This is a genomic window from Hymenobacter antarcticus (genome assembly GCF_039539545.1).
Taxonomy (GTDB): Bacteria; Bacteroidota; Bacteroidia; order Cytophagales; family Hymenobacteraceae; genus Hymenobacter; species Hymenobacter antarcticus.
Genome location: NZ_BAABDI010000002.1, coordinates 323,259 through 333,609 on the forward strand (window position 1 = coordinate 323,259; position 10,351 = coordinate 333,609).

Here is a 10,351-nt window from a genome sequence, read left to right on the forward strand (position 1 = left end):
TATTCTAAGTGCGGGCGGGCAGCGCCCCCAGCTTGTCCAGCTCTTCCCAGACCCGGTGCGTGGGCAGGCCCATTACCGTGAAATACGAGCCTTCGAGCCGGCTGATGCCGACCATGCCCAGCCAGTCCTGCGCGCCGTAGGCCCCGGCCTTGTCGAAGGGCTGCGCCGTGGTGATGTAGTGGCTGATTTCGGCCGGGCTCAGGGGTCGGAAGTGGACGATGGTCTGGTCCGAGAATACCACCTCGCGGCCATCACCGCAGCGCAGGCACACGGCCGTAAACACGTCGTGGGCGCGGCCCTGCAGGCGCGTGAGCATGGCGGTGGCCTCGGCCACGTCGGCGGGCTTGTTCAGAACGTCATCGCCCAGGCACACGATGGTATCGGCCGTTAGCACCACTTCGTCGGGGGCCAGGCCGGGGGCGTAGGCGGCGGCTTTGTGGGCGGCCAGGTATTCGGCTACTTCGGCCCGGCGCAGGTGGCTGGGAAAGTCCTCATCGACTTCCAGCAGGCGGGTTTCGTAGGGCAGGCCCAGCTCGGTGAGCAGCTGGCGCCGACGGGGAGAATTGGAAGCTAAAATTAGTTTCACGCGGGATTGTGTTGAAAATGCTCGGCAAATACATTGCCGGCTTCGTCATCGGCAATGCTGCTGAAGAGGAAGCCACCAATGGTTTTTGGATAGAAAAAAGTTGATTTGGGGGGCATCACGGCACCCGAGTGGCACACGGCGGTAACCTCAGTCATGCTCACCTCATTCACGATGAAGGCGGCCCGGGCTTCGCCACGGTCCACCCGTTGGAGGCATTCGGCGAAGTTGCGCACGTAGGCCACGCCCGGCCACACCCGCTGGGCATCGGGCCCCACGATGCCCAGGGCCTTTTCGAGCACGAAAAAGTGCAGCACCGTCAAATCCAGCGCCTTCACTTCCGCCGTGGTGTCCCAGTCGAGCTGCGGATGCAGCTCGGGGCGCAGCCGTAGTTTGTAGGCCATTCCCCCGAGGTAAAGCCCAATCGCCCAGGGCTTACCGGCAATAATTTCGGGCAAGTCATTGGCATCGTCCTTGGGCACTACCGTGAAGTAGGTTTCGAGGCGGGCCAGCAGCCCGGCATCGCTGATGTTGCCGGGTAACTCCAGCAGCAGGCGGTGGGTGGGCAGAATGCGCAGGTCATCCGCCGCCGCGTTGGTCAGGTACATGAGGTGGTAATTCCAGGGCTCGCGGCCGGTGGCCTGGCCGTCGGCGGCCAGCTCGCGGGCCTGCCGGTAGGCCAGGGAGCCCTCGTAGCGGTGGTGGCCATCGGCCAGAATCACCTGCCGCGCCGCCAGCACCTGCTGAAAGCGCCGGACAATGGCTGCGTCCTGAATCACGGCCAGCACATCGCGCGCGCCCTGGTAGTCTTCCTCCGTCTCATAAAGCGGCGTCAGCATGGCTTCATCCAGATAGGTTTCCAGCTCGAAGTCCCCATCCTGGTACAGCCCGTGGGTGGCGCTGGACTGAAACTGGGTGCGGGCCAGTAGCTCGGCCCGGTCGTTTACGGCGGCGGGCAGCGTGTTTTCGTGGCGCAGCACCACATTCTCGGCCCAGTCGTAGGCCCGGATGTGGCACATAAAGCCCTTGCGGCAATACTCCCGGCTGCTGCCGGGCAGGCGGAAATACTGGTAATAGGCATAAATGCCGGGCAGCGCATCCTGCACCAGAATCCCACTGCTCTGCCATTCGCGCAAGCGTTCCAGCGCCGCCGCCGTCGGGTCGTCCGCCAGGGGCACCGACAGATGGATGGAATTAAAAGGATTGCGGTACAGGGCCTGCCGCTGCTTAGCCGATACGACATCGAACAGCGGCGACACATACGCATCAATATCAGCTCCTAAAACCGGGTTGTAGCGCCAGCCGCGCACGGGTTGAATATCAGCCATTTAGTTAATTAATAATTAGTAATTAATAATTAAGAATGAACAATCGAAAATTGTCATGTCCGACCCAAGCCGTTCGACGTCAATTCTTAATTATTCCTTCTTAATTATTAATTAATCTCAAGGGGCCAGGCGGCTTCTTTTCCAGCTGTTGCCTTCGAGCTCGTACACGATGCGGTCGTGCAGGCGACTGGGCCGGCCCTGCCAGAACTCTACCCGGTGCGGACGCAGGATATAGCCTCCCCAGTTCTCGGGGCGGGGGAGTGGGTTTTGGGCCCGAAACTCCTCCTCCATCCGGGTTTCGCGGGCCTCCAGCTCCTCACGGCTCCCGATAACCTGGCTCTGGGGCGAAGCCCAGGCTCCGAGCTGGCTGCTGCGCGGCCGGCTCTGGAAATATTCGGTGGAGAGGGTTTCCGGCGCTCTTTCAATCCGGCCTTCCACGCGCACCTGCCGCTCCAGGCCGGGCCAGAAGAAATTCAGGGCTCCCAATGGCTGCCCGGCCAGCTCCTGGCCTTTGCGGGAGTCGTAATTCGTGTAAAACAGAAAGCCGGCATCTTCGGGCAGCCCCTTGAGCAGCACCACCCGCGACGACGGCTGCCCGGCGGCCGACACCGTGCTCAAGGTCAGGGCCGTAGGTTCATCGAGCTGCGCGGCGATGGCCTCGTCCAGCCATTGGCGAAACTGCTGCACGGCATCGGGCAGCACGTCGGCTTCCGACAGGGTGCGTTGCGCGTAGGTTTTGCGCAGGTCGGCAAGGTGCGGGTCAGTCATTTTTGAATTATAAATTTTGAATTAAAAATTATAAATTAGTGATGTGTGCAACCAGGAGGTTTCGGCTCCGGATGGAACATTTCCGCGACTGTCGAAGTCTTATGTCACCACTTTGTTTACTAAATGGCTTTCGCGGTGCAAGGTACTACCGGCGGTAAAGCTACAGCGACTGGTTTTTTCAACATCCAGGCCACACCGACATTTATAATTTATAATTCAAAATTTATAATTCTCTCTCCCATGCGTCCCGGCACCCTCCTCATCTCGCAGCCTTTCCTGGGCGACCCCAATTTTGAGCGTAGCGTGGTGCTGCTCTGCCGCGATGAGCCCGAGCACGGCAGCTTTGGCCTGGTGCTGAATCGTCTCACGGCGCTCACGCTGGGCGACGTGCTCGACCTGCCCGCCGAGGCTGAGCTAACGGCCGCCGGCCTGCCGCTGTATCTGGGTGGGCCCGTCGAGCCCAACACCCTGCACTACCTGCACCGCCGGGCCGACCTGCCCGGGGCCCAGGACCTGGGCCAGGAGGTGTACTGGGGTGGCGACTTCGAGCTATTGCTGGGCCTGCTGGTGAGCGGCGCGGTGGGAGCCGACGAGGTGCGCCTTTTTGCGGGCTATTCGGGCTGGTCGGTGGGGCAATTGGCGGGCGAAATGCAGGGGCAGAGTTGGATACGACACCCCGCGAGCGCCGGGAAAGTGTTTACTTTGGCATCTGATGCCTTTTGGCGGGAGATTTTGCGGGAGAAAGGCGGGCGTTTCAAGGTTCTGGCCAACTATCCGGTCGACCCTCGCTTAAATTAAGTTTTCTTAGGTACGGTTTACGGGCCGTGGAATTGTTTTTTACCAACTCTTTTTTGCTCTCTGCTCTGGCTCCAATCGCGGGGCTGGCTTTTACGAAGATTTATGGCTGCTGAAGAAAACCCCACTGCCCCGCTCGCCGGTGGCCCCGACCCGGTCGCCGAGGACCGGATGACCATTTTGCAACGCCGTCTGGCCGAGATTCAGGGCAAAACCGATGAGCCGGTGCCTGCACCTGCCGCCGCCGAGGCTCCCATCGAGCTGCCCGCCCAGGGAACCCCCGAGCTGCCCGCCGACCAGCCCGTTGGGGCCGGCACGGCCGAAGCGCCGGCCGAGGAAGCCACGAGCAGCCTGAGCCCCGATGCCGGCACGCCCGAAGCCGCCGCTGCCGCCGAAACCGCGCAGCACGTGCCCGATGCCGTGACCGTGGATGGCCACGACATGTCGGCCCCCGAAGCCCGCGCCGTGGCGCACTACGGTGCCGGGATGATGCCGAACCCCGATGCCCTGCCGGCCGTGGAGCATATTGCCAGCGCCACACCCGCTCCCCTTGCCGACCCCGAAACGGAAACCACGCCCCAGGTCGCCGCTACTGTCGAGGAGCAGGCTCCGGAGCTGCCCACCGTCGACCTGCACAGTGCCACTGAGCTGGAAACTGCCCCCGAAACCCTCGCTGCTTTGCCTACCTCATCGGAAACCCCGTTGAACGCGGCTCCGGCCGACGTGGCCGCTATTGAGGCTGGTGAGGAGCCTACCGGCGCCGAAGGCGAAGAAGCCTACGTGGCCGAAACGGCAGCGCCCGATTTCACCGCTCTCGACCTGCCCGCTCAGGCTACTTATCTGGTGGAGCTGCTGCGTCGCCCCGAGGCCCGTCGCAATCGCAAGCAGATTCAGGACCTCACCCGCCAGTACGAGGCCAATGTGGGCCTGGCCCGGAGTGCCGCCCGCCAGAAATTTGCCGAAGGCGGCGAAGGAGCCGAGGCGTTCGCGTTCCAGCAGCCCGAGGGCCAGCAGGAGCTGAACAAGGCCATGCAGGAGTTCCGCGAGAGCCGCGCCAAAGACGCGAAGGCGGAAGACGCGAGCCGGGGCGACAACCTCACCAGGAAGAAAGCCATGCTCGACCAGCTTCGCCTGCTGGTGGAAGCCGCCGAAACCAAAGACAGCTCGGCCAAGCTGAAGGCTCTGCAAGCCGACTGGAAAGCCACCGGTGCCGTGCCCCAGACCGACAGCCAGGGCATCTGGGATACCTACCACGGCCTGCTCGATATCTATTACAGCAAGCAGGGCCGGTTCCTGGAGATGAAGGACCTGGACCGCCGCCGCAACCTGGAGGCCAAAGAAGCCCTCATCAAGCGGGCGGAGGCCCTGGGTGCGGCTCCCGGCATCAACAAGGCGCTCGATGAGCTCACCAAGCTGCACGAGGACTGGAAGCACATTGGCCCCGTGCCCAACGACCAGCGCGAGCCGCTGTGGCAGCGCTTCATCGCGGCTTCCGACGTGCTGCACCAGCGCCGTAAGGAGTTCGTGGACCAGCGCTCGACCGTTGAGAAAGCCAACCTCGTGGTGAAGCAGGTCTTGCTGGAGCGCGTGCTGCCCTTCGCTACGTTCGATACCGACCGCGTGAACCTGTGGCGTTCCAAAACCGACGAGCTGCAGGAAATCAAGACGGAGTGGGAAGCCGCCGGGCTCGTGCCCCGCGCCCAGGCCGATGCGCTCAACAAGCAGTATTGGGCCGCCTACAAGGCTTTCTTCAACCGTAAGAATGACTTCTTCAAGTCGCTTGACAACGAGAAGTCAGCCAACGTGAAAGCCAAGGTTGCCCTCATTGAGCAAGCCGAGGAAGCTGCCAACAACGCGGATGGTGATGCCGCTCGTCAGGTGGTCATCCGGGTGCAGAAGGAGTGGAAGGAAGTGGGCCGCGTGCCCGATAAGCTAGCCGATAAGCTCTGGAACCGCTTCCGCGCCGCCTGCGACACCATCTTCGACCGCCCGCGCCAGGAGTCGCGCCAGCGTGAAGAGAAAGTGCAGCAGTCGTCGGTGGAGCAAACCACGCACCTCGACCAGATTGCCGAGCAGGTGAACGCCCTTTCGGCCGACAGCCCCGGTTCGCTGGAAGGCTTCCGCGCCCTGCTGGCCGGCTGGGTGGCCGAGTTCGACCCCACCGACGAGCAGCCCGGCCGCGGCACCGCCGACCGGAGCGAGGAGCAGCTCATTACCCTGCTGGGCAAATACCTCGACCACGTGCCCGGCCTGGGCTACGCCGACCGGGGTGACCTGTTGTTCCAGACTGAGGTTGCCCGCCTCAAGGCGCGGCCGCAGGCTCAGCAGCAGCTTACCCGCAAGGAAATGGCGTTGCGTAAGGAAATCAACGAGTTGGAAAACGACCACGCGACACTGCAAACCAACCTCGACTTCTTTGCCCGCTCCAAAAATGCGGCGCAGCTGCGCGAGGAGTACCAGGGCCGCATCGCCGAAGGGCAGAAGCGGATTGAGGTGCTGAAAAAGCAGCTGCGCATTATTCGCAGCTAGTCCAGCCGCAAAAACCAGTGATTATCAGTTCAAAAGCGGCCCGGCGTACAATACGTCGGGCCGCTTTTCTATTTAAATCAGGGTTGGCGCTGAAATAAACGGGTTATTTGCTTACTTTTGTTGCATCAACCGGCCGCCTTAGCTCAGTTGGTAGAGCTTCTGACTTGTAATCAGAGGGTCGTTGGTTCGAGTCCGACAGGCGGCTCACATATCCTTTACCGGAACACCCGGAAAACAGCTTCACACGTCGTGAAGGCCGTTTTCCGGGTTTTTTGCGTCTAGGGGAATCGGTACTCCTGGGTGCGAATCTTTCACTTTACGGTGGGACAGACGCCCCCCGTTACGCCCCCCCTTTTTTATGGTTACCCAATTCGTTCTTCGCACCGACAAGAAAGACAAAGCCGGGCTGAGCCCGGTGCATATGGTTGTTTATTTCGATGGGGCCCGCCTAAAGTGTGCCATCGGGGAGAAGTGCAAGCCGGCGGACTGGAACGCTGACCGGCAACAATTCCGGCGGAGCTACCCGCTGGCGGATGTGGCGAACCAGCTGCTGGCCCGGCTCACAGCCGATGTGCTGAGCTGGTGGCGGGCGCTGCGTGCTGTAGGCGAGGCGCCCACACTGGTAGGCCTGCGGGCGGTGCTGCGGCCAGTAGCGGTGGCTGAGCAGGTGGTGGAGCAGGAATCGGTGACGGTGTGGTATGACGACTACCGCAAGTCGATGCTGGCGCGGGGCTATGCCAAAGAAACTTTGCGGCACCACCTGGTGACGCGGAACTGGATGGTGTGCTTCGAGAAGTGGGCCGGGGTGCTGCTGGACCCGACGACCTACAATCTGGAGCTACATGACCGGCTGATGGTGTACTTGCGTGAGGAGCGCAAGCTCGGGCCAAACTCGGTGGCGACGGCGCTCAAGGACTTGAAGGCATTTTTGCGGTGGCTGCGTGACGAGCGGGGAGTGGTGCTGGGGCTGGAAATTCGCAAAATCACGATTAAGGGGTTTGATGTGCCGAAGCTCTACCTGAATGCGGCCGACCTGGAGAAGCTGGAACAGGCGATGATGCCGGCTAATCTGGTGCCGACGCGGGATATTTTCTTGTTTTGCTGCTACACGGGGCTGCGGTATTCGGACGTGGCGGGGTTGCACCGGGGCAACCTGCACGAGTGGCAGGGGGCGCGGGTGCTGCGGATGATGATGAGCAAGACGCGGGCGGGCGTGAGCATCTACCTGACGGGGGCGGCCTCGGCTATTCTGGACAAGTACCATGACCCCGAACGTCTGAAGCTGCTGCCGGTGCATCCCAATCAGGTGATGAATAAATACCTGAAGCGGGTGTGCAAGCTGGCTGGGCTGCTGGGAGCGGCTGATTTGGTGAGTACCCAGGGCGGGGAAGTGGTGCGGGCGGCCGTGCCCAAATCGGAGTTGGTGACGATGCACACGGCGCGGCACACCTTTGCCACGCAGAGCCTGCTGCGGGGCATGCCGGTGGAGGTGCTGCAGAAGGTGCTGGGGCACAAGAAAATCCAGACTACGCTTATATACGCGAAGATTGTGGAGGATTTTCAGCACCAAACCATGCGGCGGGTTTGGGAAGGAGAGCCAGCGGCGACGGGGCCGGTAGTGGGGCCGGTGTGCGCGGTGGAGGTAGCGTAGGGCGGTAATGTCATATGGAGCCAGCGGGCGGTGGTTTATCCGTCGCCCGCTGGCTTCGCATCATGACGGCAGCATGCCGGCAGCCATACTCCAGCTAGGCTTTAGGTACGGGCGAAGGTGCTGGCAGGTGCTCCGTTGAGGGCGCGGGAAACCTCGGCCTCGGGGAGGCCGGTGAACTGGCAGAACTCGCCTACGCTGACGTAGGAGCCGGCGGGCTTGCCCAACTTGGTGCGGATGCGTTGGAGCAGGCGCTTGCCGGCAGTGTACTGGTTGCCGGTGAGCTGGGCCGCTTGCTTGGGGTAGATGCAGACCTGGGGCATGTTGGGGCTTTCGGGCTATAGTTGGCTAGGCGAATATACAACCGCTAAAACCGGGCCGTAGGTTCGGGTATGATTCGCAATCGCAGCATTTCGGTAATGACGTGGGCAAGGGTGGCGGGGACGCTGGCGGCGGCCTATATCGGCCTGCGGTTGGGCGGGTTGCCGGCTTCCTCACTGACCGGGCGGGCTGATGTTGTTGCTGAGGCCGCCCGCGTGGTGCGCGTCATCGACGGGGACACTTACGTGCTGCTGTCGGGCGCTACTACTTACCGGCTGCGGCTGCTGGGCGTGGATGCGCCGGAGCAAGGCCAACCGTTCGGGGTGCAGGCGACGGACTCGGTGGCACGGCTGCTGGCTCCGGGTCGGGTGGTGCTGGTGACGCGGGCCGGGCGGGACCTGTACGGCCGGACGCTGGGCGCGGTACGGATGCCGATAGCTACGGGGGCCACTGCCGGCCGCGCTGTACCGCTGGATTCGTTGCTGGTGGTGTGCGGATGGGCCTGGGCGTTTGACCCCAAGCGGAAGGTAGCCGGGCGGGCGCAGCAGCAGCTGGCCGCACAGCGGGCCGGGCGCGGCCTGTGGAAATGCGGCGTGAGCGAAGCCGTGACGCCGAAGCTGTGGCGGTCCTTTAATTCTGAAATCAAGCGGCGCTACCGGGTTGGCTGCACCTGGTAACAAAGCCGCGTAAGTGAAAGCAGCCGGTTTTTTATCTCACTTTTTATCCCCCTTTTCTCATGGCCTCTCAAACTGGCATCCTGGGACTGCAAGGCACCGTGGGCGGCCTTGTATTCGCCAAAGACGGCTCGGTCCGTCAAAAACCCGCCTCCAATAAAGCCGCCTTCGCCAACTCGGCGAGCCTGGCCCGTACCCGTGAAAACGCGGCTGAATTCGGCCTCTCGGCTAAATACAGCAAGCTGCTCCGTGACTCGCTGCGCGTGGCCATTGCCTCGGCCAGCGACAGCCGCGTGACCTCGCGCCTGACCAAGGCCATGCGCGGCATTATCGGGCTCGATGACACGAATGACCGCGGCCAGCGGGTGTTCGATTCTTCGAACTCGGCCCCGCTGCTCGGCTTCAACTTCAACGCCGGGGCCGGCATCGGGCAGACGATGTACTTCCCCTACACGGTGACGGGCGCAGGCGCTGACGTGACGATGACCATTCCGGCTCTGAACCCGGCTTCGGACATTGCCGCTCCGCAGGGTGCTACGCACTTTGAGGTGGTGTTCGCCGCTTCGGACCTGGATATGGAGATGTTGAGCTACACCAACGGCGTGGTGGCTTCTCCGCTGGGTATTCTGCCCCTGAGTGGTGCGCCGCTGGCGAATCAGACGGTGGTGGCCAGCTTCCCGGCCGCGCCGGCCGCTGCCAACCTAGTGGTGGGCGTGGTGGGCATCAACTTCTACCAGCAGATTAACGGCAAGTTCTACCCGCTGAATAACAACAGCACGAACCCGCTGGCCATCGAATACGTGGCCTAAGCCGCGGGCCCTTCGGCAACCGAGCGGCCGGCCAGCGACGGCCGGCCGCTCTCATTTCCACCTCTTTCATTTCAAGCATCATGGCACTTACGGCCTATCAAACCCAATTCAAGCGGCGCATGAAGCGCGCCATTAAGCTCCGCGCCAAGGCTGACCAGAAGGCCCGGCGCTACACGCAACTGCTGGCCGATGCCATCGGCGCGGCCGAGGACGCGGCCACGCAGATGAATAAGCTCAACCAACTGTACAACGTAGACGTGAGCACCTACACGCTGCTCACGCAGGCGCTGCACGCCAACAGCGGGCAGGAAGTGCTGGTGGACCATCTGGCGCAGAGCACCCCCGGCGAGGAAGTGGTGCTCTTCAATCAAGTACTGGATGGCAATGGCGGGCAGGAGTTGCCGGCTAACCCGCTGTTTGGGGAGGTGATGACCGGTACGCCGATTGTGCCGCTGCCGCTGGGCACGGTGTCGGTGGGCGATATTGCGGGACTGCAAACGGCTGACGTGGCATAGCATTATCGCGCCATCAGCAACCGCTTCCGGCCGATACAGCCGCAACCAGCCGGTTTCCGATAAGGGGGCCGGCTTTTTTGTGGCATGGAACAATGCCGCGCCGCGCCTGGAAAACCAGGCGAGGTAAATAAGGAATGTGGGTTGATTACAACTAAGTTATATAAGTGCCTGTACCAAATTAAACAGCTAATGATGTATCATAACCATCTGACAATTAGCATCCAAGATAATGCTCATTAGCCAAATAATATAGACTAGGTGTATAGTCCCGGAGGATAGTGGGGTACCTTTACCGCCTGCTTACCGAACGAATTTATGGGAAAATTACCACACGGGTGCGCCCGCACAACGCCGGCAACTCGGCGCCTTATCCAGCAAAGT

The 10,351-nt window shown here is 62.0% G+C and carries 10 protein-coding genes and 1 tRNA gene; 7 read left to right on the forward strand and 4 right to left on the reverse strand.

All coding sequences use genetic code 11. The features are described 5' to 3' along the window. Positions 1–4 precede the first annotated feature (4 nt). From ABD819_RS03295 to pdxH, 3 genes are all read right to left on the reverse strand, one after another. A complete protein-coding gene (locus ABD819_RS03295) occupies positions 5–586 on the reverse strand; it encodes a Maf family protein (protein WP_345120940.1) in 582 nt (193 codons plus the stop codon). Beyond that, positions 583–1,911, reverse strand: a complete 1,329-nt coding sequence (locus ABD819_RS03300) for a DUF1015 domain-containing protein (RefSeq protein WP_345120942.1) — start codon at positions 1,909–1,911, stop codon at positions 583–585. The genes ABD819_RS03295 and ABD819_RS03300 overlap by 4 nt, the downstream gene beginning before the upstream one ends. A 117-nt stretch (positions 1,912–2,028) precedes the next feature. Continuing rightward, a complete protein-coding gene (gene pdxH, locus ABD819_RS03305; RefSeq protein ID WP_345120945.1) occupies positions 2,029–2,679 on the reverse strand; it encodes a pyridoxamine 5'-phosphate oxidase in 651 nt (216 codons plus the stop codon). 240 nt (positions 2,680–2,919) lie between these two features. On the opposite strand from pdxH, the gene ABD819_RS03310 reads away from it, so the two are divergent. The 4 genes from ABD819_RS03310 to ABD819_RS03325 all read left to right on the forward strand — a co-directional run bounded on the left by ABD819_RS03310 (position 2,920) and on the right by ABD819_RS03325 (position 7,654). Further along, entirely contained in the window at positions 2,920–3,477 is a 558-nt protein-coding gene (locus ABD819_RS03310) for a YqgE/AlgH family protein (protein WP_345120947.1), read from the forward strand. A 102-nt stretch (positions 3,478–3,579) separates the two neighbouring features. Beyond that, entirely contained in the window at positions 3,580–6,003 is a 2,424-nt protein-coding gene (locus ABD819_RS03315; RefSeq protein ID WP_345120951.1) for a DUF349 domain-containing protein, read from the forward strand. 132 nt (positions 6,004–6,135) lie between these two features. After that, positions 6,136–6,208, forward strand: a tRNA-Thr gene (locus ABD819_RS03320). A 153-nt stretch (positions 6,209–6,361) separates the two neighbouring features. Beyond that, a complete protein-coding gene (locus ABD819_RS03325) occupies positions 6,362–7,654 on the forward strand; it encodes a tyrosine-type recombinase/integrase (protein WP_345120953.1) in 1,293 nt (430 codons plus the stop codon). A 101-nt stretch (positions 7,655–7,755) separates the two neighbouring features. Here ABD819_RS03325 and ABD819_RS03330 read toward each other — a convergent pair whose 3' ends face one another. Continuing rightward, on the reverse strand, positions 7,756–7,974 hold the full coding sequence (locus tag ABD819_RS03330) for a hypothetical protein (protein WP_345120955.1): 219 nt from the start codon (positions 7,972–7,974) through the stop codon (positions 7,756–7,758). Between the two features lie 69 nt (positions 7,975–8,043). Between ABD819_RS03330 and ABD819_RS03335 the strand changes: the two genes are divergently transcribed. The 3 genes from ABD819_RS03335 (at position 8,044) to ABD819_RS03345 (ending at position 9,970) form a co-directional block, all read left to right on the forward strand. Continuing rightward, positions 8,044–8,649: a thermonuclease family protein gene (locus ABD819_RS03335; RefSeq protein ID WP_345120957.1), complete on the forward strand. Its 606-nt coding sequence runs from the start codon at positions 8,044–8,046 to the stop codon at positions 8,647–8,649. Between the two features lie 59 nt (positions 8,650–8,708). Continuing rightward, positions 8,709–9,455: a hypothetical protein gene (locus ABD819_RS03340; protein ID WP_345120959.1), complete on the forward strand. Its 747-nt coding sequence runs from the start codon at positions 8,709–8,711 to the stop codon at positions 9,453–9,455. Between the two features lie 80 nt (positions 9,456–9,535). Beyond that, complete coding sequence (locus tag ABD819_RS03345) at positions 9,536–9,970, forward strand: hypothetical protein (protein ID WP_345120962.1); 435 nt, start codon at positions 9,536–9,538, stop codon at positions 9,968–9,970. The last annotated feature ends 381 nt before the right edge of the window (positions 9,971–10,351 follow it).

Coding starts and splice junctions, on each gene's coding strand:
- ABD819_RS03310 (WP_345120947.1), top strand. CDS start 2,920: ATGCGTCCCGGCACCCTCCTCATCTCGCAGCCTTTCCTGGGCGACCCC.
- ABD819_RS03345 (WP_345120962.1), top strand. CDS start 9,536: ATGGCACTTACGGCCTATCAAACCCAATTCAAGCGGCGCATGAAGCGC.
- ABD819_RS03300 (WP_345120942.1), bottom strand. CDS start 1,911: ATGGCTGATATTCAACCCGTGCGCGGCTGGCGCTACAACCCGGTTTTA.
- ABD819_RS03315 (WP_345120951.1), top strand. CDS start 3,580: ATGGCTGCTGAAGAAAACCCCACTGCCCCGCTCGCCGGTGGCCCCGAC.
- ABD819_RS03325 (WP_345120953.1), top strand. CDS start 6,362: ATGGTTACCCAATTCGTTCTTCGCACCGACAAGAAAGACAAAGCCGGG.
- ABD819_RS03340 (WP_345120959.1), top strand. CDS start 8,709: ATGGCCTCTCAAACTGGCATCCTGGGACTGCAAGGCACCGTGGGCGGC.
- pdxH (WP_345120945.1), bottom strand. CDS start 2,679: ATGACTGACCCGCACCTTGCCGACCTGCGCAAAACCTACGCGCAACGC.
- ABD819_RS03330 (WP_345120955.1), bottom strand. CDS start 7,974: ATGCCCCAGGTCTGCATCTACCCCAAGCAAGCGGCCCAGCTCACCGGC.
- ABD819_RS03335 (WP_345120957.1), top strand. CDS start 8,044: ATGATTCGCAATCGCAGCATTTCGGTAATGACGTGGGCAAGGGTGGCG.